Below are 21,462 nucleotides of genomic sequence, written 5' to 3'. Positions count from 1 at the left end.
CCCGGTCCTCCCGTGCATCCCTCAAGTCACGAGGGGCCGCCGAAGTGCCGCACGCTCATGCCGCATCCGGTCGTCGCCTTCGAGATCAGGCGTGCGCGCTGATTGTGCGTGTTTGCAGTGCTCGCGGCCCTCCTTACACCGGTGCTCTCTGCGGGCGGGTGCGGTCGTGGCCACCGTCCAGGACGGGCACATGCCGTGCGCGTCCGGCCCGGACCCCGTTGGCGATGACCACGACCTCGGCCAGCTCGTGAATGAGCACTACGGCCGCCAGGCCGAGGACGCCGAGCAGAGCTAGGGGGATCAGCACCGCGATCAGGACCAGGGACAGCACGACGTTCTGCAGCATGATGGCCCGGGTGCGGCGGGCGTGGTCGAACGCGAACGGCAGCAGCCGCAGGTCATCACCCATGAGGGCGACGTCGGCGGTCTCGATCGCGACGTCGGTGCCCATTGCGCCCATCGCGACGCCGACATCGGCCGTCGCCAGCGCGGGTGCGTCGTTGACGCCGTCGCCGACCATCGCGGTGGGTGCGTTTCCGCGCAACCGGGTGACCACTGTGGACTTGTCCTCGGGGCGCAGGTCGGCGTGCACCTGGTCGATGCCGGCATGCCGGGCCAGAGCGTGGGCGGTGACCTGGTTGTCGCCGGTGAGCATGGCCACGGTGTAGCCGTAGTTGTGGAAGCGGGAGATGACCTGGGTCGCTTCCGGGCGCAGCTCGTCCCGGACGGCGATGGCACCGACGGGGTGGCCGTCGACCTCGACCACGACCGCGGTCGCGCCGGCCTGCTGCATACCGGTCACGGCCGGAGAGAGGTCACCGGGCTCGACCCAGGCGGGCTTGCCCAGCCGGACCCGGACACCGTCGACGGTGCCCACCAGCCCGGCGCCGACGACCGCTTCCACGTCCTGGGCGCCGGGCACCTGGTCGGTCGCGGCCAGGATGGCGGCGGCGAGCGGGTGCTCGCTGCGGGCCTCCAGCGCAGCGGCCCACGCCAGCACCTGGTCCCTGTCGTTCCCGGGGGCGGTGGCGACGTCGACCACGGTCGGCTGGTTGCGGGTGAGTGTGCCGGTCTTGTCCAGGGCGACGGTGCGCACCCGGCCGAGGGCCTCCAGCGCGGCGCCGCCCTTGACCAGGATGCCGCGGCGGCTGGCGGCGCCGATGGAGGCGACCGCGGTGACTGGCACCGAGATCGCCAGGGCGCACGGTGAAGCGGCCACGACCATGACCAGGGCCCGGTGCACCCAGACTGAGGGGTCACCCAGGAGGGCGCCGAGCAGCACGGTCAGGACGGCGGCGACGAGGATGCCGGGTACAAGCGGGCCGGCGATCCGGTCGGCCAGTCGCTGGGTGGCGCCGCGGCGGGACTGCTCGGCCTCCACCACGTGCACGATCCGGGCCAGGGAGTTGTCCTGGGCGGTGGAAGTGACCTCCACCTCGAGGGCGCCGGTGCCGTTGATCGACCCGGCGAAGACGCCCTGGCCGGGCCCGGTCTCCACCGGCATGGACTCCCCGGTGATCGCCGAGGTGTCCAAGCTGCTGCGGCCGGCCCGCACCCTCCCGTCGGTCGCCAGCCGCTCCCCCGGACGGACCACCATGACGTCCCCGACCACCAGCTGCCCGGGGTTGACCACAAGCTCGCGGCCGCCGCGCAGCACGGTCGCCTCCTTGGGCGCCAGGTCGAGCAGGGCCCGCAGGCCGTGCCGGGTCCGGGCCAGGGAGTACTCCTCCAGGCCCTCGCTGAGGGAGAACAGGAACGCCAGCGCCGCGGCCTCGGCCACCTGCCCCAGCAGGGTGGCCCCCACGGCGCCGATCGTCATCAGCAGGCCGACACCGAGCTTGCCGCGCGTCAGCCGCCGCAGCGCACCCGGGACGAACGTCGACCCGCCCACCAGCAGCGCCGCCGCAGCCAGCAACAGCTCGGCGACCTCCCACCCGGCGAGCCCGGCGAGCAACCCGGCCCCCAGGAGTGCACCGCAGAGCAGACCCAGCTGCACCTCGCGCACCTGCCAGAGCCGGGTGATCGGCTCCTCGACCTCACGGGCTCCGCCGGTGGGAGGCGGAGGGGTGATTTCGCACCCGCACGCGTCCACCGAGATCTCCCGCTCCGGGGTGCCCTGGCCGCTCACGCTCCGGCCTCCTGCCCGGCGTGGGTACGCAGCTGGTCCGGGGCGGGGTTGCCCTCGGTCCCGACGCCGTAGTTCGGGCACAGCGCCACCGCATACCCCGAGGTGGCCAGCAACCGTTCCGCGGCGTCCAGCACGCCCAGCAGCTCCGGCGCACTGGTCAGCGAGAACATCGAGGCCCGGCCCTCCGGCCGGGACACCACCAGGCCGCAGTCGCGCAGGCACGCCAGGTGCGCGCTCACCGTCGACTGCGCCAGCCCGAGGTGGTCGGTGAGGTCCCGGACGCGGTGCTCGCCCAAGGTCAGGTGCTGCAGGATCGACAGCCGTGACGGGTCCGACAGGCCGTGGAACAACGCCGCAGCCACCTCCAGGCCGCCACCGCCCGAAGGCACCCAGGAAGATGTCGAACCGTTCGATGTCATCGTCATACGACGATGATAAGGCCTTCCTCTGACCACGACTCGACAGGTTCCCGAGACGTACTCATTTGCCGCACTGAGCGTGGCCGCACGCTACTGCCGCGTGGCGAGCGGCTACGCTCGTCCGGTCTTGCCGCAGGTGGCCTCTAAGCGTTGTCGGACTGGCACTGGGTTTCGAGCGTCGTGGTCAGTTCTCGGATCGCTGCGACGATGACGGGGTCGGTGTCGTGGTGAGCGGTGAGCCAAGCCAGGACTGCTCGTGCACCCTCAATGTTGTCCGTGTAGCCGGGGACCATCCGGGGCAGCGGTATGCCTCCGGGTAGAGCGGCACGCTCGATACGGCGGGTCGCCTCGAAGGGGTCCGGATGGTCCAGCTCCGTCGCGGGGTCGAGCCGCACCAGCGCAAGGACCCGGTCCACGGCATAGACCTGGATGAACCGCATTGCGGCCAAGTGCTCACCCCGCAGCTCACGGTGCAGTCCGACGTACAGGTTGGTCAGGGCCTCGTTGAGGTGGAAGTCCACAGTGTCCATCGCTGTGGCGGCCGGCACGACCGCCCCGAGGGCGAGCGGATCATCACTTCCACGGGACCAGACCACACGCGCCCCGGTGACCGGTAAGGCGCCGAGCTGGTCCAGGGTAAAGATTGCGTACTCCAGGAACAGCCCATCGTCAAGGAGTGCCTTCCTCCCATTCGGGTCGTTGACGAAGCTATACGCGACCTGGCCACCGAAACCTTCGAGCCAGCTGGTCTCCTGCAGGTACCGGTCCTTGGTGTCGGTGGTGTCGGTGACGAGGAAAAAGTCGATGTCGGAGTGGTCATCAAACCGGTGTGTCTGGTCCCCGGCCGAGCCCAGGCCCAGGACCGCCTGGACATGCGGGTCGGTCGCCAGGTGCGCGGCGAGGCGGTCTAGCCGGAGCAGGTTAGGGTGCACGCCCTTCATTCTCCCAGCAGCTCGGGACATGTTGTCGTCCTTTCGATGAAGGTCGACGTTTCTGCCCGCACGGGATCCCACCCACCGAGGTCGCGACACCGCAAATGGTAAACCCAAGAGCGACGCACAGCGCACCTTTCGGGGCGCCCTCATCTGCCGCGAGGCTGAAGTTGTCAGGCCGTCCGTAGAGGATGGATCTGGTCCAGGTCTGCCCCGATGGCGTCCTTGCGGGTCTCCAGGTCGTACCGGGTCTGCAGATTGAGCCAGAACCGGTCGCTGGTCCCGAAGTAGCGGGACAGGCGCAGGGCCGTGTCAGCCGTGACGCTGCGCTTCCCGTGCACGATCTCGTTGATCCTGCGCGGGGGCACGCCGATCGAGACGGCCAGGTGGTGCTGCGTGACCTGCAAAGGTCCGAGAAACTCCTCGAGCAGCACCTCGCCAGGATGGACCGGAGCGATTGTCGCGCCCATGCCGTACACCTCCTTCAGTGGTAGTCAACGATCTCGACGTCCTGCGGGCCGGCCTCCGTCCAGACGAAGCAGACCCGCCACTGCTGGTTGATCCTGATGCTGTGCTGGCCGGCCCGGTCGCCCCTGAGCGCCTCCAGGCGGTTGCCGGGCGGCACCCTGAGGTCGTCCAGGGTCTCGGCGGCATCCAGCATGACCAGCTTGCGCAGGGCGACCCTCTCGATCCGAGGGTCGAGACCCTTGGCCCGCTGGCGAGACCAGAGGCGCTCCGTCGCAGTGTCCCGGAACGACCTGATCACCCGACGAGCATAACGCGTCGCGTTATGTCTTGCCAGCCCTTAGGAGGCATCAGCCTTTGCCGCGCTCAGCGGGCGCTCGCGTACGCCTCGACGAGCCATTCGACGATCTGATCGTCCACTTCCGTGGGGTCGTGAAGCTCGAAGTGGTGCATCCACACGTTCGCCGAGGGATGCACAACTTCCTTGAAGCGCTCGGACTTCACTTCACGCGGCAGCGCGATGGAGAGTACCGCTGGCACATCACTGTTGACGTACTGTCCCGGTCGCCAGACGTAGGCAAAGCCACGGCGGCGGCCGAAGGCGATTTGGCTTTCAGTAACCCTCACAGTCGTTTCGCCGAGTGTGGACACGGCCTCTTGGACCGCGCGGCACATCGCAAGACCTTCTGGGAACCCTTGAAACAGATCCTCCGGGGTGGCGGTGTCATCGCGCATCGTTCGAGCGTAGATGCACGAGCCGCATGCCGACCCGTCAGCTCAACACGAGCCGGGATGATCACCTGAACGGTGCTGTCCCCGGTGTCACCCAGCGCTCGTGCCCCAGAGACCGAGAACCACGACGCATCGTCGCCGAGCATCGTGTTTGCCGCTGTGGTCGCGTCCCCGACTTGCTCTGAATGAACTGTGGCGCAGGGTCAGTCCGGCGTGCGGGTGAACCAGTCGAGTGGGATCGAGCCGCGATAGAGGACGTGCGGAACGTCAACCCAGGGCAGCCAAGGATCCTCCGGCCCTAACGACTCAAGGCGTTGCACGGCGTCAACCGTGATCCGGTTGACTGCTCGGAGCGTGGCAGTGGTGAGCGGCAGGTAGTCGTCGGCATCAGGGGGGTCAGCGTGGTGCCCATCTGTGCCGGCGCGCATGAGCCGGATGATCGCACGTGAGGGGTCCAGTCTGCTCGCGGGCAGGACCCATGGCTCGGTGTCGGTGACCGATCGCCCGGATCGCCGTAGTGCGGCGAACAGCGCGGCAGGGTGGACCGGGGAGAGGAAGACGACGTCTGCCCAGATGCAATTGAGCGGGGCGATCGGGTGGGTGAGGACCTCGGGCGAGCGGACGTAGTTCGAGCTGTGCAGGTCGTGTAGATCGACGTAGCGGTCTCGCAGCTGACTCAGGGGCAGGATGCGGGCCCCACGCACAGGTGTGGCAGGTCGGTGGAACAGGACTCCTTCAACACTTCTGGGCATGAAGAAACCCTCGGCCAGCTGGCACGAGGGGCGCCCTCACTATAGCCTCCCGCCCGCGGGCACGGGGTTGCAGACCGCGTCAACCCACCGTCGGCACCCGGCCTACTGCAGAAACAATCCGCTCGGCTGCGACCTAGCGCAACTGCTCCGTCCGAGCCTCGGAGTCCACCCGCAGTCCTGTCTCCTCGGCTGGCAGTAGCACCTGGAACGGGAAGACCCGCTCCACGTTGCTGGTGAGGTGCACGACGGTGACGACGCCACGACCGAGTCGGTGGGCGATGGTGTTCGCCCGGTCATTGCTGACGAGCACCGCGGGGCGCCGTTTGTTGCCGTCGCTACCGCGCACTGGGTCCAGATCGACGAGAAGGATCTCACCGCGCAGCATCGGTGAGCCCGTCCGAGGACGCGGATGCCCACGCGTCTTCATCTCCCGCGGCGGCCCACTCATCCCAGGCGGCGGCATGGGCCGCCTCCAGTTGCGGGTCTTGCAGGCGGCAGATGGCCTGCGGGACGGCAGCGGACCTCGACTCGAGGCCTGCTTCTTCGACGTACCGGTCGAGGGCCGCGAGATCCTCCTTGCTCAGAACCGGTCACAATCATGGGGCCCAAGGTCAGCTGGGGTCGACGTCGAGCCTCAGGCTGAGGGGGCACGCTCGGCAGTCAACCGCGAGCCTTTGCGTCCCGGCAGCAGCACGACCAGTAGCCACGCCACCAGCACCACGGCGATCACCGTCATCCCGATGGTCGCGTCGGTGGGCAGCGCCACCGCGAGGCCACCGCCGATGACCCAGGAGAGCTGGATCAGGGTCTCCGAGCGAGCGAACACCGAGGTGCGCATGTGCTCGGGCACCGTCTCCTGGATCACCGCGTCCAGGGCCAGCTTGCCGACCTGCTGACACAGCCCGACGACCAGCGAGAGCATGACGACCGTGACCATGCCGAAGTTGAACGCCGTGATCACCGCGGCGACCACGTCGACGATCAGCGTGATCCGCACCAGGGCCCGCGGCGGCAACATCTTGGTCAGGGACCCGAGCAGCGTGCCGAGCGCCGATCCGGCACCCGCCGCGGCCACGACCACGCCCAGCAGCAGCGGGTAGTTGTCAACGCCACCCCACCCTTCCGGCGGCGACTCGCGCAGCAGGAACGCCAGGAAGATCGTGAGGAATCCCGAGAGCATCCGCAGGCCAACGTTGGCGCGCAGCGCGGTGACGACCGGCGCAGGGACCCAGCGGCTGGACCGCCCGGCCACCTCACCGATCGGCACCTCGGTCTCACCCTTGGCCGAGTCGACCCGGGGCGACAGCAGGATGGCCAGCACGGTGCCCACGGCGAAGATCAGGAACGCGAAACGCAGCGACCACTCCGCACCGAAGTAGGCGAGGCCGACCCCGACCGGGGCGGCGAGGGTCGCACCGAGCGTCCCGGCCAGCGACATCCGACCGTTGGCCTTGACCAGGGTCATCCCCTCCGGCAGCAGCCGTGGCGTGGCCGCCGAGCGGGTCACGTTGTAGGCCTTGGACGCCACGAGGATGCCCAGCGCCATCGGGAACTGCCACCACGCCGAGGTGTCCAACGAGCTGGCCAGCACCAGGCACAGCACCGCCCGGATCGCCATCGTGGAGCCGATCGCCCAGCGCCGGCCCTGCCGGAAACGGTCCAGGAACGGGCCGACGAACGGCGCGATGATGCTGAAGGGCAGCAGCGTGAGCAGCAGGAACAGCGCCACCTGGCCGCGCGCCTCGCCCGTCGGCACGGAGAAGAACAGCGTGCCGGCCAGGGAGATGGCCACGACGGCGTCACCGGCGTTGTGCAGCCCGTGGATCTCGATCAGCCGGGACAGGCCGCTCTCCCCCGCACCCCCGGCGTGGGTCGCCCTGCGCGTGACCCGGTATGCCGAGTGGCCGACGACGTTGGTGCCGTGCGCCACCGCCTTGGCGGACCTGCTCAGGCCGTGACCGACCGTCACGCCGGCCTGGGCCACCTTGGCCGCGGGTGAGGGCTTGGGGCGGGCCGACGCCCCGGCGATCGGGCCGTAGGTCTGACCGCCCTCCAGCGGGTGGTTCTCGCGCCAGCGCTCCTGCTCGGCGCGCGCCTCAGGGCTGTCCCAGGTCTCCCGGCGCACGGCACCCGGCGGAGGCTCCACGGGACGGGTCCGGTCGTCATCGACCGGCGAGGACCCCACCGGGTCCGGCCTGCGGTCACTCATCGTTGCGGCACCGGACAGACGTCGAGGTCGAAGGGCAGCACCTCGGGCGACAGCGCCGCGGCGCGGGCCGCGTGCGAGGTCATCCGGCGCATGTAGTGCCGACGGCAGAGCACCTCGTACTCGACGACCTGCGCCCCGGCATACTCCCCCGGCTGGTCCCCCTCGCCCACGTCGCCGACGACGACCTGGTCGCCCTCGACCACCATCACCCCGTCGACGACGCGCGCGTTGTGGGTGGCGGTCCTGCCGCACCAGCAGAGGGCCTCGACCTGCAGCACCTCGGTGCGGTCGGCCAGCTCGATGAGGCGGCGGGACCCGGGGAACAGCTCGGCGCGGAAGTCGGCGGTGATCCCGAAGGCGAAGACGTCCAGGCCCATCTCGTCCACCAGCCTGGCCAGCTGCTCGACCTGGAACGGGGTGTAGAACTGCGCCTCGTCGCAGATCAGGTAGTCGACGCGGCGACCGCTGGTGGCCTGCTCGACGACCAGGTCCCAGAAGTCCAGGTCGTCGGTGACCTCGATGGCCTCGCGGGCCAGACCCAGCCGGGAGGACAGCACCGACTCCCCCGCCCGGTCGTGCTTGGAGAAGATCAGCCCGCCGCGTCCGCGGGCGGCGTGGTTGTGGTCCATCTGGAGCGCGAGGGTCGACTTGCCGCAGTCCATCGTTCCGGTGAAGAAGACAAGCTCGGCCACGGCGTGCAGTCTACGTAACGGCGGGCAGGTGGAGCAGCGGTATCGCCATCTCCTCGCGTGTCAGCGAGCCGTGGTGTCCCTGGAGCGCCAGGAACTCGGGTCGCTGCGCACGGGAGTCCAGCACCGTGGCGTGACCACGCATGGCCACCACGAGGTCCCCGATGCGCTCGATCACCCGCTCCTCCACGGGCCCGAACCAGCCGCGCTCCACCGCCTCGTCGCGGCTGACGACCAGCGCGGTCTCCCCCAGCAGCTCGGTCCAGGCGGCGAGCACCTCCGGGGCGGCACCGGGCTCGCAGTGCGGTTGCGGCACGCGGGGGTCGCCACCGAGGTGCCGTATGCCGTGGGCCAGGTCCGGCTCCCAGGCCAGGTCGCGGCGCAGGGTCTCGGGAGCGTCGACCATGCCGTGGTCGGCGGTCACCGTCAGCGACGTCCCGGCGGGCAGTCGGGCGGCCAGGTCGGCCAGCGCGGCGTCGGTCCGCTCGACCTCCTCGCCCCACTGCCACGAGTCCGGCCCGTGGACGTGGCCGACCTTGTCGACCTCGCCCCAGTAGAGGTAGACGAACGCGCGCGGCGAGGCGTTGAGCGCCGCGACGGCAGCGTCGACCCGGTCCGGGAGCTCGGAGGCCGGCGCGAAGGAGCCGCCGCGCTGGGCCGCCCGGGTCATGCCCGACCCGTCGAAGTAGCCCGGACCGATCCGGGTGACCGCCACCCCGGCCGCCTCGAGCTGCTGGAAGAGCGTCGGGTGCGGCTGCCACGCCTCCGGCACCGGCCCCTCGTCCCAGGACAGGTGGTTGAGCAGCCGGTCGTGCTCGGGCATCAGCACCTGCCAGCCGACGATGCCGTGCGCCCCGGGGGGCAGGCCGGTCCCCAGGCTGCCCAGGCTCGTGGCGGTAGTGGCTGGGAAACCGCAGGTCAGCGCCGGTGCCGGACTGTCCAGGGAGCGCAGGAACGGCGCGTGCCCGCTGCGGCGGCGCAGCTGCTCCGCCCCGAGCCCGTCGATGAGCGCGACCACCGCCCGCCGCGCGGGCGGCAGCACGAAGAGCGGCTCCAGGCCGAGGGAGGCACCCGGGTGGGCAGGCACACCCAGGCTCTGCGCGACCGCAGGCAGGACGGTCGCCAGCGACCCGGCATACTCCACCTCGAGGAACTCGGGCGGCAGGCTCACCACCGCCGGCTCACCGGCCCAGGCGGGCCGACAGCTGTCTGGCGAAGTCGATGGCGCGGGAGAGCGCCTCTGGCCCGTCGGCCTCGGAGGTGATCCTCAGGGAGATGTCGTCGGAGGCGACCGTGCCCTCGTAGCCGTGGTCACCCTCGCAGTTGGGGTCGGCGCAGACCGCTGGCACCAGGTCGAGCCGGGAGACGGTGCCCCAGCCCAGCGTCAGGGTGAGGGCACGCCCGCTCAGGCCACCGGAGTATGCCGCGGGGTCGGGCAGGACGTGGGTCATCATCACACCGCGCACGGCCCGGAGCGGGACGGTCTCGGTCGTCGCGGTGGCGAAGTGCCCCTGCGGCTCGCCGCCCTCGTGGTCGTCGGCGTGACCGATGACCAGCCGGTGCGGGGTGAGGACCAGCACGGTGACGTGGCGCCGGACCGCCTCCTCGTCCAGCGTCGTCTCCTGGTGCACGAGGTGCGCGACGATGTCGTCGCCCGCAACTGCCGTGGCGACCACGTCCGAGACGAGGGCAGGCAGATACCCTGCATGCTCGATGTCCTCTCGCAGTCCCTGCGGGAGTGTCGTGCTGTCTGGCTGAGGCATGGGATCATCCTCCCATCTCGGCCGCGACGTGCCGGAACCGTGTCCACAGGGCACGCGGACCGGTCCCCGCTGTGCTGGTCCGCCCGCTCCGAAAGGCCCCACGATGCGTCGACTGCTCGGTGCCGCCGCGCTCTGCGCCCTGCTGCTGTCCGGGTGCGGGGACGCCTCGGAGAACCCGGCCCCGTCCGACCCGGTGACCTCGGCACCGGCCGACGTGGCGCCGACGACCGCCGTGGCGGACGCCGAACGGGTCACCTCCACCGGGGCGCCGGAGTCGACCACGGCCACGAGCACGCCCTCGGGCCCGGCCGAGACCTCGCAACCCGCGACCGCCACCGCCGCACCGGCGCCCCCGCCCGCGCCGACCTCCGAGCCGAGCTCCCCCGAGCCGGACCCCGCGCCGAGCACCGGGGAGTGCACCGGTGACCGGCTCAGCCAGGACATCCTCGGCTTCCCCGGCGGCGTCGAGGTCTACTTCTGCGACGGGGACTGGGCCTACGCCTCCTACCCTGACGCCCCTGGGGACCCCGAGTTCATCGCCCAGCGGGTGGACGGCCGCTGGTTCCACGCGGTCGCCATCGGCGACCCGGTGTGCCGCGAGGACCTGGCCGCCCGCGGGGCGCCCCCCACGATCGCCAAGCTGCTGCCCGGCTGCGACGAGCTGCCGCCCACGGACCCGCCGACCTCCGCGCCCCCCACGACGGCGCCCCCGCAGCCGGACTGCGTGATCAACACCGTCCTGTACGGCGACACCTACCCCGAGCTCATCGGCGTCAGCTGCGCGGATGCCACGGCTGAGTGGGAGCTGGCCGAGGCCAACGCGGACCCCTCCTGGACGGTCCCGTGGATAACGCCGACGGGCTGGGAGTGCTTCGTGACGCCTTACGACCCGACCTCCAAGGCCGCGGGGGCCTGCTACGGGCCGGACGGGCACGCCTACTTCACGCTCTACCTGCCCTGACCGCACGGCGCGCCCGGTGGAGCGCATCGTCGCAGCCGGCGTGCGGTGGGCCGAATCGTCACAGCCCGGCGCCCAGCGGGGTCAACGGCCGCGACAACCAGCTCCCGACAGACGTCTTCGAGCGCCCCCCGGTTCTTCGGGCCGACTGCAACCAGCCCGAGGATCACCGAGGCGCTCGAAGACGTCTCGGCGCGCTCGGTCGGCGGTGGTGCTCAGCGGGTGAGCGCCCGGCGTCCTACGTCCGCCCGCCCCCGGTCCGGGACCACCGTGGCGACCGCGCCGAGGACCGCGACGCCGCTGGCGTGGGCGACCACCGGGTTGAGCCGCAGCCGCTGCACCTCGGGCAGGTCGTCAGCAAGCACGGACACCCGGGCCACCAGGTCGTGCAGGACGACCTGGTCGACGGGGTCGGTGCCGCGGTAGCCCGCCAGGAGCGGAGCGGCCCGGACGCCGGACACCATGTCGGCGACGTCGGTGTCGGTCAGCGGCGGGAAGCGGTGCGTCACATCACCGAGCAGGTCCGAGGGGACCCCGGCGACCCCGAAGCCCACGACCGGTCCGAACAGTGGGTCCTCCGCCGACGTGATCTCCACGACGACCCCGGTCGGTGCCATCGCCTCGACCGCGATGCTCTCGACACCCCGGTCCCGCAGCGCGACCCGGAGCTCCTCGAAGGCGGCCACCACCGCGTCTGCAGTCTGCAGACCGGTGCGGATCCAGTGCATTCCAGGAGCGTGTCGCAGCCCCGGGTCCGTGGCCTTGACCACCGCGGGGAGGCCGACCTCGGTCGCGATGCGCGCCGCCTCCTGCGCGGTGTCCGCGGCGTGTGACTGCCACACCGGGATCCCGTAGGCCGCCAGCAGCTCGGCCACCTCGTCGTCCGTCAGCTCACGACCGTCGGGAGCGCCCGCCAGGACACTCTCGATCACGTCGTGGGCCCGGCGCCGGTTGATCCGGCCGGGTCGGACCCGCTCCCCGCGATCTCTGTTGCGCCAGGCGGCGTAGTCGGTCGCGGCGGCGAGCGCCCGGACGGCGTCCTCGGGCAGCGGGTAGGTCGGCAGGGATCCTCCCGGGGCGACGCCGCGCATCCCCAGGAAGGTGGCGACGCACGGCTTGTCGCTGTCGGCCACCACCTCCTCGACCGAGGCCACGACGTCGGTGTCGGGGGTGACGATCGGCGGGATGAAGCAGGCAACGAGGCTGTCCACCCCCGGGTCGGCGACAGCGGTCTCCAGGGCGGCGGTGAACTCCGGGATGGTGGCGGTGGTGGGAAGGGCGATCGGTCCGTGTCCGACGGTCAGACCCCACTCGAGGGCGGCGTTGGCGGCCAGCGTCCCGAGGGCGTCGGAGTTGGTGACGATCGCGACGGACCGTCCCACCGGGAGCGGCTGGTGGACCACCAGCTGGGCGACGTCGAAGAGCTGGTGGGTGTTCTCGACCCGGATGACTCCGCTCTGCCGGAGCATCTCGGCGAACGCCTCGGGCCGCTCCCGGGTCGCGCGGACCGTGTGCCCCGGGACCGCGTGGTGGCCAGTGCCGCTCTTGACGACGATCACCGGCTTGACGGCCGAGAGCTGGCGGGAGATACGGGTGAACTTGCGCGGGTTGCCCATCGACTCCAGGTAGAGCCCGACCGCGGCGGTGGCCTCGTCGTCGATCCAGTACTGCATGAGGTCGTTGCCGGAGATGTCCACCCGGTTGCCGGCCGAGGCGAAGGTGGACAGCCCGAGGCCGCGCCGCTCGGCCGAGGCGAGCACGGCGATCGCCAGGGCGCCGGACTGGGCGAACAACCCGAGCGAGCCCATGGTCGGCATCCGCGGGGACAGCGAGGCGTTCAGGCTGAACCCGGCGCTGGTGTTGATGAGGCCGAAGGAGTTGGGTCCGAGGACCCGCATGCCGTGGACCCGCGCGGTCTCCAGCAGCTCGCGCTGCAGCGCGGCCCCCTCATCCCCCGCCTCGGCGAAGCCGCTGCTCACCACCACGACGGCGCGGACACCTGCGAAGGCACACTCCCGCACCACCCCGGGCACCTCCGGGGCCGGCACCGCGATCACCCCGAGGTCGATCTCCTCACCGATCCCGGAGACGCTGGCGTAGGCCGGCAGCCCGGCCACCTCCTCGGCGGCGCGGTTCACGACATACAGCTGCCCGGTGAACCCGCCCTCCCGCATGTGGCGGACCAGGGCACCCCCGACCGACCCCTCGCGGCGGCTGGCCCCGACGACGACCACGGAGGAGGGGTGCAGGACCCGCCGCATACTGCGTGACTCGGCGCGGTGCTCGCGGGACAGCTCGACAGCGCGGGACTTGTCGGTCGGCTCGATCTCGAAGCTGACCGCGATGACCCCGTCGTCGAACTCGTGCTCGACCTCGAACCCGGCGTCCTGGAAGACGTTGATCATCTTGCGGTTCTGCGGCAGGACGTCCGCCGTGAACAGCTTGACGCCGGCCTCCCGGCCGATGGCGGCGAGGTGCTCGAGCAGCACGGAGCCGATCCCCATCCCCTGGTGTTTGTCGGCGACGTTGAAGGCCACCTCGGCCGCGCCCCAGTCGGTCTCCTCGAGGCGGTCGTAGCGGCCGATGCCGGCGATCTCGTCGGCGATGATCATCACCAGGGCCACGCGCCTGTCGTAGTCCACGTGCGTGAAGCGGTGCACGTCCCGGTCCGACAGCCGGCGGATCGGGGCGAAGAAGCGCAGGTAGATGGACTCCTGGGACTGCTGCGAGTGAAAGTAGTGAATCGCCTCGGCGTCCTCCGGCACGATCGGACGCACGTGGGCCACGGAGCCGTCGCTGAGCACGACGTCGGCCTCCCACGCACGGGGGTAGCCCGGCGGCACGTCGATCATGGGAACCAGCATGCCCGATCAGGGCCCGACGCGGCGCCGTCACCCCGCGCTCACGGTCGGACCGGGACCGACTCCCAGGTCGCGCCTCCGTCGGCCGAGCGCCAGAAGGCCAGGGCGGCCGAGGCCTGGTCCGCCGTGGGGAAGGCGATGACCTCGCCGAACATCGTGACCTCGAGCCGCTCCGGCCGGGCGTCCGCACCGGGCAGGAACGCCTCGCTGCTCCAGGTCTGCCCCCCGTCGGCGGTGACGGCATGGTTGCCCTCCCCGACGAGCAGCAGGTGGTCAGCGGCGATCGAGACGAGCAGCGGCGGACTCTCCCCCAGCACGAAGGTCGGGACGGTGAGATTGGTCGGCAGCCAGGCCCGACCCCCGTTGTCGCTCTCGTGCAGGGCCAGTCCGAACTCGTCGTCACACAGCGCCCACAGGTGGGCGGGATCACCGGTCGAGGCGGTGATCGCGACAGGGCCGGCACCGCAGTCGTTCAGGCCTGCTGTCGGCTCCAGCCTGCCCTCCTGCAACCGCAGCAGACTGGTCACCGGTCCACCAGCGCTCGAGGTCGTGATGACGTAGCGGGTGCTGTGGGTGTCCAGGAGCTCGGCGCTCACAACGGGCCCCAGGTCGTGGACGACGTCGTCCCGCCAGTCGGTGTCGGTCGGGTCGGTCAGCACGACGGCGCCGTCCGAGATCGGACAGTCCCCCGCGGTCGGACACGAGCCGGTGCCGTAGGTGAGTGTCGTCGCGAGCAGCTCGTCACCGCGGACCGACAGGTCCTGGACCGTCGCGTCGCCGACCCGGACCACGGTCCACGTCCGACCGCCGTCGGTCGTGCTCCACGCCGGTGCCTTGTCACCCCACACCCACCCACGGCCCTGGTCGGTGAAGGTGAGCTCGTGCACCAGACCCAGCTCACGCAGGTCCGCGTGCGGTGCCCAGGTGATGCCGCCGTCGTCGGACCTCGCGAGGGTCGCGCAGAAGCCGTTCTCCGGGCACTCCTCCATGACCAGGGCGAAGCGCACCCCGGTGTCTGTGGCGGGCTCCGGGTCTGCCGTCGAGAAGTCCGCGAAACGCGCGGAGTCAGGGATCTCACCCTCGGGCACCGGTGCGGTCACCCTCCCGTCGCCAGGCACATCGGTGCCCGTCGGGTCGTCCGGCCCGGTGGGCTCCTCGGGTCCGGACGTCGGCTCGTCCGGGCCGGGCGTGGGCTCGCTCGGGCCGGACGTGGGCTCGCCCGTGGGCAGCGTGTCGGTCGGCGGCTCGCCCGTGCTCGGGTCGGTCACGCTGGGCTGCGGCCCAGCGAGGTCGGGGTCCTCGACACCGGGAAGCAGGCTCGGGCCGACCACCACGGCCAGGGCTGCGGCGGCGGCGACCAGGCCCGCCGCCCAGGCACCCCGGCGGGTGGACCGGCTCCGGCGGCGACCGTCGCGGATCCGCTGCCAGGTGAGATCGTCGAACGGCTCGTCGCGGACCTGCGCCCGGTGGGCTGCGAAGAACTCCTCCACCGGGTCCGGTCCGTGGTCGCCGTGCGGCCCGCTGCTGTCGCTCGGCCCGTGGTCGTCGCCGTTGCCGTCGCCCAGCCAGCGCTCGTCGCCGCTCACCGCGCCTCCTCCAGCGTCGTGGCGAGCCGGGCCCGCGCGTCATACAGGTCCCGCTTCACGGCACCCTCGGAACGGCCGACCTGACGGGCCACCTCGGCCACGGACAGGTCGGCGAAGTAGAAGAGCAGCACCGGCAGTCGGAGCCGGTCGGGCAGCGCCTCGACCGCCTCGCGGACGCTGAGCAGCTGCGCCTGGTCCGGTGCGGGCCAGGCCTGGTCGGGACGGGGCTGCCCGCCCTGGATGCGTTCGTAGGCACGGGCCTCACGCCCCCTCTTGCGCCAGTGGTCACGCACGATGTTGCCCGCGGTCGCGTACAGCCACGGGCGCGGATCGTCGACGTGCTGCCAGTGCGACAGCAGCCTGGTGAACGCCTCGGTCGCCACGTCGTGCCCGAGGTCCCGGTCCCCCACCAGGTGCCCTGCCCACCCGGCCAGCCGCGGGTAGTGGGCCACGAAGACCTCGTGGACGGCTCCCTCGACGGGATCCGCGCTCCGTTGCACGTGGCCTCCGATCGCTCTGGCGGGGGTCAGGACTGCTGTCATGCCGAGTATGACGCCGCAGGCAGACAGCCGGTTGGACCCCCCACCCCTGGACGCGTTGCCGTCACCGCACCCGGCCCCGTCTGCCGCGACACCGCCGTGCCGGGTGATACCCATGGACCCATGGAGTTCTCCCACGTCGTCCGGGCTCGGCGCATGGTGCGCAACTACGACCCCGACCGGCCGGTCCCCGACGAGGTGCTGTCCCGGGTGCTGGAGAACGCGGTCCGGGCACCGAGCGCCGGTTTCTCCCAGGGGTGGGACTTCGTGGTGCTGCGCAGCGACGAGGAGCGCGCGGCGTTCTGGGAGGCGACCACCGATCCGGCGAGCCCTCCGGACAGCTGGCTCCGCGGCATACTCAATGCGCCGTGCCTGATCGTCTGTTGCTCCAACCCGGGTGCCTACCTGGACCGCTACGCCGAGCCGGACAAGGGCTGGACCGACCGGGACGCTGGGCGCTGGCCGGTGCCCTACTGGGACGTCGACACCGGCATGGCGGCCCTGCTCATGCTGCTGACGGCGGTGGACGAGGAGCTCGCGGGCCTCTTCTTCGGGGTCCCCGTCGAGCGGCTCGACACTGTGCGGGAGGCCCTGGGTATCCCCGACGACCGCAACCTGGTCGGCGTGGTCTCCCTCGGCTACCGCGCGCCGGACCGCAAGAGCCCCAGCCTCAGTCGCGGCCGACGAGAGGTCGAGCAGGTTGCCCACGCAGGGCGCTTCGGCACCCCGCTCGACCTCTGAACCTCAGTCCCGCATGTCGGACAGCGTGGTGAAGGTGTAGCCCTGCGAGCGCAGGGTGCTCACGATGACCGGCAGCGCGTCGGGGGTCGCGTAGCCGCCGAGGTGGGCCAGCACGATGGTCCCGGCCGGCGGTGCGGGCACGGTGGTCCGGTTGATGATCTGCTGGGCCGTCGTGCCCGGGTCCCAGTCGATGGTGTCCCGCGACCAGTAGATCGTCTTGGTGTAGCCCACCTCCGCGAGCCAGCCCCGGACCGTCGCGTTGTGCGCGCCGTAGGGCGGTCGCCAGTAGGGGTTGGCCGGCATCCCGGTCAGGGACTCGAGGACCCCCTCGGCTCCGGTCAGCTCGGACTGCACGAACGACTTGGTCATCGCCCGATCGCACGGTGCACCGCTCGGTGACCCGCCGCCGCCGTTGACGAGGTCGCAGTGGTGGATCGTGTGATTGCCGATCTCGAAGAGCTCGGGATGCGCGGCGATCTTGGCGATGATCGCCCGGCCCTCGCTCGAGTTGGCGCTCAGGCTCGTCGGGAAGAAGGTCGTGCACACCTGGTTGTCGATCAGGTAGTCGACGATCTCGTGCGAGCCCTGCAGCCGCCCGCCCATGTCGAGGGTGAAGGCGATCTGCTTGGTCGCGCCGGGGACGCTGCTGATGACCTCCTGCCCGCCGGCCGACGGGCGGGTGCCGGACCAGCAGACCCCGAGACGTCGCTGGACCTCCCGCGGGATCTCGTTGCTCTGGGCACCGGCACCACCCAGCACGTATGCCGTGTTCGGGCCGAGCCGGGTCAGTTCCGTCCGCAGGCCGGTCGGCAGGGTGTTGCCGGTGGTCAGCAGGATCGGTCCGCGGGTCGGCTCCGCCGCGGCACCCGCGGCGAGGGCGTCCGGCCAGGACTTGCCGGTGGCCAGCTGGATGCCCGGGCGGTCGGTGCCGAAGACCCGCTGCGACACGGCCAGTGCGGTGCGGTAACGGTCATAGCCGGAGACGCGCTCGACCGTGGTGAACTGCGCGATCTCGGTGGCGACCGCGCTGGAGATGGCACTGGTCCCGCCGAGCAGCATCACCCGGTCGGGGTCGAGCCGCAGCAGCTCGGCCCTCGTGGCTGCATTGAGTCTGGTCGGGGAGGTGAGCAGCATGGGCGCGTCCTGGACGCCGGCCGCGGTCCCGCCGGCGAGGGCGTCGGGGAAGTCGGTCCCGGTGGCCAGGTAGGCGATGGAGGCCCCGCCCGGGAAGGCGTGCTGGGAGAGGGCGGCTGCGGTGTCATACCGCGAGGGGCCGGACACCCGTGTCGCAGGGCCGGCGGTCAGGGTGTCGAGCTCGGCGCGCACCGCCGAGGAGATGGCGCTGGTGCCACCGACGACCACGATCCGCTGGGGCTTGAGCCGCAGCAGCTCGGTGCGCGTGGCGCCGGGGATGCTGGTCGGGCGGACGAAGAGCACCGGTCCGCCGAGCTGGTCGGCCGCGGGTCCGGCGGCCAGGCCGTCGGGGAAGTTGGCGCCCGTGGCGACTAGCGCCACCGGGACACCGGGGTCGAAGAACTCCCGGCTGATCGCCGCCGCGGTGGCATACCGGTCGCTGCCGGCGAGCCGCTCCACCGCGAAGTTCAGGTCCCCCGCGGCCGGGCCGAGGTCGTCCACCTGGCTGCTCGTGGCTGCTGCCACGTCGCCCGCCGCAGCATCGTCCGTGGAGGGGTCGGCCGCAGCACCCTGGACGAGGGAGCAGGCCAGCACGAGCGCCGTCGCGACCGTTCCGGTCGCCAGTGAGCGAAAGGTCTTCATGACTCTGTGACGCCGCAGGCGCCTCCCCGGTTGGGGGCGGGCGTCAGGTGGTCCGGACGTGGCGCTGCGGGACGAGCAGGAGCACCAGCCCCGCGGCCAGCCAGCACCCCAGGACGAGGAAGGCCTGGCCGGAGCCGGCGCCGTCGAACCAGGCGACCGAGCGCAGCGCCGTGGCCGTTGCGCCCGGGGGCAGCAGCTGCCCGAGTGCGCCCCAGCCGGCCGGCAGCATCTCGGGACCCGTCGCGGCGCCGGACAGCGGGCTGCCGAGCAGCACCATGACCAGGGCCGTCAGACCCACGCCCGGCATCCCGATCAGCCGGACCAGCCCGAGGACGACCGCGCCGACCGCGGCCGCACCGAGCGCGAGCACCCCGGCGTTGGCCCAGTACGAACCCTCGAGCGACCCGAGCCAGAGCTGGCTGACCCCGGCCAGCACCAGACCGGCCGTGGCGACCAGCGCGAGCATCGCGGTGAGCTGACGGCCCCGGCCGCCCTCGACCGCGAGCGCGGACGCGGCACCGGCGATGATCCCGGCGATGACCAGGGGCAGGACCGCCGTGGCAAAGCCTGCGCCCCGGGGGTCGTCGGCGGGCAGCGGTGCGAGCTCGCTGACCTGGAGCGGTCCCCCGGCCTCGGCCGGGACGTTGGCCGCCAGCTGGGTCAGTGCCTGGGCGATGGCGGGGCTGGCCGCCGACGCGGTCAGCATCTCCCCGCCGGCCGGGTCCAGCACGACGGCGCCGTAGATCTCCCGGTCCGCGATCGCCTGCTCCGCCGCGGCCCGGTCGGCCAGCGGCTGGACGTCGAAGGCATCCTCGCCGGCCGCGGCGGCGAGCCGTGGCACCAGTTGCTCGGCCGCACCCCCGGGAGCCACGACGCCGAGCGGCACCTGGTGCGGTCCGCTGTTGACGGCCGGCCAGGAGAACGCGCTGCCCACGACGAGGAGCAGCGCCGCGACTCCGAGCACGAGGCCCGCGATGCGGGTCCAGGGCGTCGCCGCCTCGCGGCCATCACCGGTGCTGTTGCCGCTGGTGGGGTCGCTCTGTCGCACGTCACCCGGCTGCGCCCCGTCGTGCTGCTGCATGGTCTGGTTGCTCATGACCCTCACTACCTTAAACGAATGTTCCTTCTGTTTAACCAGAGTGCGCCCGCAACCCCTCACTTGTCAAGAACGATCATTCGGTTTTATGGTCTGAGCATGCCGAAGGTCAGTGACGAGCACCGCCAGCAGCGGCGGGAGCAGATCCTGCTCGCCAGCATGCAGTGCGTGGCCGAGGAGGGCTTCCACAAGACGACGATGGCCGACGTCATCCGGGCCTCCGGCCTCTCGGCGGGCGCGGTCTACAGCTACTTCCGCAGCAAGGACGAGCTGATCCTGGCCATCGCCGACCGGGCGCTGGGCTACATGGACCAGGCCATCACCGAGCTACTGGAGCGCGACCCCATCCCCTCCCCCGTCGAGGTCGTCCACTACATGACCTCGATGCTGGTCGAGCGCGCCACGTCCCTGCCCGTCGACCTCACCCGCGTGGCGGTGGCGGCCTGGGCCGAGGCCGTCCGCGACGAGCAGGTCAGGGCCGCCGTCGCCTCCCGCATCGAGCTCGTCCGCGGGAAGTATGCCGAGATCGTCCGCGCCCAGCAGGCCGCCGGCCACATCGACCCGCAGGCAGACCCCACCGTGGTCGCCAAGTCGCTCTTCGGCGTCATGCCCGGCTTCGTGCTCCAACGGCTGGTCACCCAGGACGTCACCCCGGACGACTACGCCGCGGGGTATGCCGCCCTCCGCCCTAACCCCTGACACAGCTGCAAGACCGCTTCGGTCAATGCGGGAGAGGCTGCGAGACCACTCGGAAAATGCGGGAGAGGGTGCAAAGGCACTCGGAAAATGCGTGGGAGCGTGCGAGACCACTCGGAAAATGCGGTGTGAGCCACCCTATTGTTGGAGGAAGGCGTCGATCTCTGCGCGGGCGGGCGCGGTCGCGGGGCCGCGGCGGGTCACCTTGATCGCACCGGCGGCGTTGGCGCGGCGGCAGGCAGTGTGCGGATCGGTCCCGGCCGCGAGCTCGGCCACTAGCACCCCGGTGTGAGCGTCGCCGGCGCCGTTGGTGTCGACCGGCTCCTGCGGGAAGCCCGGCAGGTACTCGACGCCATTCTCAGCCGGACCCTGCTCCGCCCGACCCTCCCCCGCCTGCTCCTCCCCGGCGAGCAGGTAGCAGCCCTCCGGGCCGTCCCGCACCACCACGAGGTTGCCGGCGGGCAGCTCCTCGGCGATCCGCGGCAGCGTGTCGGTCAGCGACTCCAGACCGGTGAACTCGTGCGCCTCCTCCGCGTTGCTCGTCCAGACGCTGGTCAGCCCCAGCATCAGGCGTCGCACGGCGGGGTCGAGGCCTGCGAAGGCAGCACCAGGGTCCAGCACCACCCGTACCCCCTTCTCCAGGGAGTCGAGCCACTCCAGCAGCGGGTCGCGCGTCGGCGGCAGCAGGCTGTAGCCGGTCACGCACACCAGGTCCCCGGCCACCGGGGCCGAGGTGCCCAGGCTCTCCGGGCTGATCTGCCGCTCGGCGCCCAGCGTCGTGACGAAGGTCCGCTCGGCGGTCGGCTCGACCATTACCACGCACAGCGCGGTGTCGAGGTCCTCCACCGGCGGCGCCGACAGCGCCACCCCCTCTGCGGCAAGCGCCTCGCGGATCAGGTCCCCGTTGGGCCCTGTGCCGTGTGCGCCCGCGTGCACCGCGTGGGCTCCCGACCGGGCGGCCGCGGCGAGCACGCTCACCGAGCCGCCGGCATACCGGGTGAAGGACTGCGCCATCACGTTGCCGCCGCGCCGGGGGATGGCGCCGACCTCGACGACGAGGTCGACGAGGGCCTGTCCGGTGTGAATCACCCTGGTCATCCCGGTGAGAATAGGGCATCCC

General features: G+C 71.6%; 21 protein-coding genes. 3 read left to right on the top strand and 18 right to left on the bottom strand.

Going from position 1 to position 21,462, the window contains the following annotated elements:
* Positions 1–133 precede the first annotated feature (133 nt).
* The 12 genes from MWU75_RS06335 to MWU75_RS06280 all read right to left on the bottom strand — a co-directional run bounded on the left by MWU75_RS06335 (position 134) and on the right by MWU75_RS06280 (position 10,089).
* Positions 134–2,128, bottom strand: a complete 1,995-nt coding sequence (locus tag MWU75_RS06335; RefSeq protein ID WP_348647744.1) for a cation-translocating P-type ATPase — start codon at positions 2,126–2,128, stop codon at positions 134–136.
* Complete coding sequence (locus MWU75_RS06330; protein WP_247089278.1) at positions 2,125–2,547, bottom strand: metalloregulator ArsR/SmtB family transcription factor; 423 nt, start codon at positions 2,545–2,547, stop codon at positions 2,125–2,127. Before MWU75_RS06330 ends, MWU75_RS06335 begins: the two co-directional genes overlap by 4 nt.
* 143 nt (positions 2,548–2,690) lie before the next feature.
* The gene (locus MWU75_RS06325; protein ID WP_247088948.1) at positions 2,691–3,479 is read right to left on the bottom strand and encodes a hypothetical protein; all 789 of its coding nucleotides are present in this window, start codon (positions 3,477–3,479) and stop codon (positions 2,691–2,693) included.
* 173 nt (positions 3,480–3,652) lie between these two features.
* Positions 3,653–3,949, bottom strand: a complete 297-nt coding sequence (locus tag MWU75_RS06320) for a HigA family addiction module antitoxin (RefSeq protein ID WP_247088947.1) — start codon at positions 3,947–3,949, stop codon at positions 3,653–3,655.
* 14 nt (positions 3,950–3,963) lie between these two features.
* A complete protein-coding gene (locus MWU75_RS06315; RefSeq protein ID WP_247088946.1) occupies positions 3,964–4,245 on the bottom strand; it encodes a type II toxin-antitoxin system RelE/ParE family toxin in 282 nt (93 codons plus the stop codon).
* A gap of 65 nt (positions 4,246–4,310) precedes the next feature.
* Complete coding sequence (locus tag MWU75_RS06310) at positions 4,311–4,679, bottom strand: DUF5655 domain-containing protein (RefSeq protein ID WP_247088945.1); 369 nt, start codon at positions 4,677–4,679, stop codon at positions 4,311–4,313.
* 200 nt (positions 4,680–4,879) lie between these two features.
* Complete coding sequence (locus MWU75_RS06305; RefSeq protein ID WP_247088944.1) at positions 4,880–5,428, bottom strand: hypothetical protein; 549 nt, start codon at positions 5,426–5,428, stop codon at positions 4,880–4,882.
* Positions 5,429–5,561: 133 nt separating this feature from the next.
* Positions 5,562–5,813: a type II toxin-antitoxin system PemK/MazF family toxin gene (locus MWU75_RS06300; RefSeq protein WP_281496920.1), complete on the bottom strand. Its 252-nt coding sequence runs from the start codon at positions 5,811–5,813 to the stop codon at positions 5,562–5,564.
* A 249-nt stretch (positions 5,814–6,062) separates the two neighbouring features.
* Entirely contained in the window at positions 6,063–7,637 is a 1,575-nt protein-coding gene (locus tag MWU75_RS06295) for an MFS transporter (RefSeq protein ID WP_247088943.1), read from the bottom strand.
* Positions 7,634–8,329, bottom strand: coding sequence for a thymidine kinase (locus MWU75_RS06290; protein ID WP_247088942.1), 696 nt, complete (start codon positions 8,327–8,329; stop codon positions 7,634–7,636). Before MWU75_RS06290 ends, MWU75_RS06295 begins: the two co-directional genes overlap by 4 nt.
* Positions 8,330–8,339: 10 nt before the next feature.
* A complete protein-coding gene (locus tag MWU75_RS06285) occupies positions 8,340–9,497 on the bottom strand; it encodes an alkaline phosphatase family protein (protein WP_247088941.1) in 1,158 nt (385 codons plus the stop codon).
* 10 nt (positions 9,498–9,507) lie between these two features.
* Complete coding sequence (locus MWU75_RS06280) at positions 9,508–10,089, bottom strand: DUF5998 family protein (protein WP_247088940.1); 582 nt, start codon at positions 10,087–10,089, stop codon at positions 9,508–9,510.
* 103 nt (positions 10,090–10,192) lie between these two features.
* Here MWU75_RS06280 and MWU75_RS06275 point away from each other — a divergent pair, with 103 nt between their 5' ends.
* Positions 10,193–11,050, top strand: coding sequence for a hypothetical protein (locus MWU75_RS06275; RefSeq protein WP_247088939.1), 858 nt, complete (start codon positions 10,193–10,195; stop codon positions 11,048–11,050).
* A 212-nt stretch (positions 11,051–11,262) separates the two neighbouring features.
* On the opposite strand, the gene MWU75_RS06270 is transcribed toward MWU75_RS06275, so the two are convergent.
* The 3 genes from MWU75_RS06270 to MWU75_RS06260 are packed head-to-tail and all read right to left on the bottom strand — an operon-like array spanning position 11,263 to position 16,036.
* Complete coding sequence (locus tag MWU75_RS06270; RefSeq protein ID WP_247088938.1) at positions 11,263–13,899, bottom strand: GNAT family N-acetyltransferase; 2,637 nt, start codon at positions 13,897–13,899, stop codon at positions 11,263–11,265.
* 50 nt (positions 13,900–13,949) lie between these two features.
* On the bottom strand, positions 13,950–15,494 hold the full coding sequence (locus MWU75_RS19850; RefSeq protein ID WP_281496919.1) for a hypothetical protein: 1,545 nt from the start codon (positions 15,492–15,494) through the stop codon (positions 13,950–13,952).
* Positions 15,491–16,036: an RNA polymerase sigma factor gene (locus tag MWU75_RS06260; protein ID WP_247088937.1), complete on the bottom strand. Its 546-nt coding sequence runs from the start codon at positions 16,034–16,036 to the stop codon at positions 15,491–15,493. The genes MWU75_RS19850 and MWU75_RS06260 overlap by 4 nt, the downstream gene beginning before the upstream one ends.
* 120 nt (positions 16,037–16,156) lie before the next feature.
* On the opposite strand from MWU75_RS06260, the gene MWU75_RS06255 reads away from it, so the two are divergent.
* Complete coding sequence (locus tag MWU75_RS06255) at positions 16,157–16,774, top strand: nitroreductase family protein (RefSeq protein ID WP_247088936.1); 618 nt, start codon at positions 16,157–16,159, stop codon at positions 16,772–16,774.
* A gap of 3 nt (positions 16,775–16,777) precedes the next feature.
* Here the strand turns inward: MWU75_RS06255 and MWU75_RS06250 are convergent, their stop codons facing one another.
* Together MWU75_RS06250 and MWU75_RS06245 are read right to left on the bottom strand one after the other, a co-directional pair.
* Entirely contained in the window at positions 16,778–18,550 is a 1,773-nt protein-coding gene (locus MWU75_RS06250) for a cell wall-binding repeat-containing protein (RefSeq protein WP_247088935.1), read from the bottom strand.
* A 43-nt stretch (positions 18,551–18,593) separates the two neighbouring features.
* Positions 18,594–19,646 (bottom strand): ABC transporter permease, encoded by a 1,053-nt coding sequence (locus MWU75_RS06245; RefSeq protein WP_247088934.1) that lies wholly within the window; start codon positions 19,644–19,646, stop codon positions 18,594–18,596.
* A 99-nt stretch (positions 19,647–19,745) separates the two neighbouring features.
* Here MWU75_RS06245 and MWU75_RS06240 point away from each other — a divergent pair, with 99 nt between their 5' ends.
* Positions 19,746–20,345: a TetR/AcrR family transcriptional regulator gene (locus tag MWU75_RS06240; RefSeq protein ID WP_247088933.1), complete on the top strand. Its 600-nt coding sequence runs from the start codon at positions 19,746–19,748 to the stop codon at positions 20,343–20,345.
* Between the two features lie 135 nt (positions 20,346–20,480).
* Here MWU75_RS06240 and MWU75_RS06235 read toward each other — a convergent pair whose 3' ends face one another.
* Positions 20,481–21,440 (bottom strand): PfkB family carbohydrate kinase, encoded by a 960-nt coding sequence (locus MWU75_RS06235; RefSeq protein WP_247088932.1) that lies wholly within the window; start codon positions 21,438–21,440, stop codon positions 20,481–20,483.
* Positions 21,441–21,462 lie beyond the last annotated feature (22 nt).

The organism is Ornithinimicrobium sp. F0845, assembly GCF_023015765.1.
Classification (GTDB): domain Bacteria; phylum Actinomycetota; class Actinomycetes; order Actinomycetales; family Dermatophilaceae; genus Ornithinicoccus.
Note: the sequence above shows the minus strand (reverse complement) of the source record. Positions and strands in the feature narration are given on the sequence as shown.

Bases quoted from the DNA above. Each gene is read 5' to 3' on its own strand.
- MWU75_RS06305 (WP_247088944.1), bottom strand. From the start codon at position 5,428: ATGCCCAGAAGTGTTGAAGGAGTCCTGTTCCACCGACCTGCCACACCT.
- MWU75_RS06270 (WP_247088938.1), bottom strand. From the start codon at position 13,899: ATGATCGACGTGCCGCCGGGCTACCCCCGTGCGTGGGAGGCCGACGTC.
- MWU75_RS06280 (WP_247088940.1), bottom strand. From the start codon at position 10,089: ATGCCTCAGCCAGACAGCACGACACTCCCGCAGGGACTGCGAGAGGAC.
- MWU75_RS06260 (WP_247088937.1), bottom strand. From the start codon at position 16,036: ATGACAGCAGTCCTGACCCCCGCCAGAGCGATCGGAGGCCACGTGCAA.
- MWU75_RS06240 (WP_247088933.1), top strand. From the start codon at position 19,746: ATGCCGAAGGTCAGTGACGAGCACCGCCAGCAGCGGCGGGAGCAGATC.
- MWU75_RS06330 (WP_247089278.1), bottom strand. From the start codon at position 2,547: ATGACATCGAACGGTTCGACATCTTCCTGGGTGCCTTCGGGCGGTGGC.
- MWU75_RS06320 (WP_247088947.1), bottom strand. From the start codon at position 3,949: ATGGGCGCGACAATCGCTCCGGTCCATCCTGGCGAGGTGCTGCTCGAG.
- MWU75_RS06250 (WP_247088935.1), bottom strand. From the start codon at position 18,550: ATGAAGACCTTTCGCTCACTGGCGACCGGAACGGTCGCGACGGCGCTC.
- MWU75_RS06255 (WP_247088936.1), top strand. From the start codon at position 16,157: ATGGAGTTCTCCCACGTCGTCCGGGCTCGGCGCATGGTGCGCAACTAC.
- MWU75_RS06235 (WP_247088932.1), bottom strand. From the start codon at position 21,440: ATGACCAGGGTGATTCACACCGGACAGGCCCTCGTCGACCTCGTCGTC.
- MWU75_RS06245 (WP_247088934.1), bottom strand. From the start codon at position 19,646: ATGAGCAACCAGACCATGCAGCAGCACGACGGGGCGCAGCCGGGTGAC.
- MWU75_RS06310 (WP_247088945.1), bottom strand. From the start codon at position 4,679: ATGCGCGATGACACCGCCACCCCGGAGGATCTGTTTCAAGGGTTCCCA.
- MWU75_RS06275 (WP_247088939.1), top strand. From the start codon at position 10,193: ATGCGTCGACTGCTCGGTGCCGCCGCGCTCTGCGCCCTGCTGCTGTCC.
- MWU75_RS06295 (WP_247088943.1), bottom strand. From the start codon at position 7,637: ATGAGTGACCGCAGGCCGGACCCGGTGGGGTCCTCGCCGGTCGATGAC.
- MWU75_RS06300 (WP_281496920.1), bottom strand. From the start codon at position 5,813: ATGCTGCGCGGTGAGATCCTTCTCGTCGATCTGGACCCAGTGCGCGGT.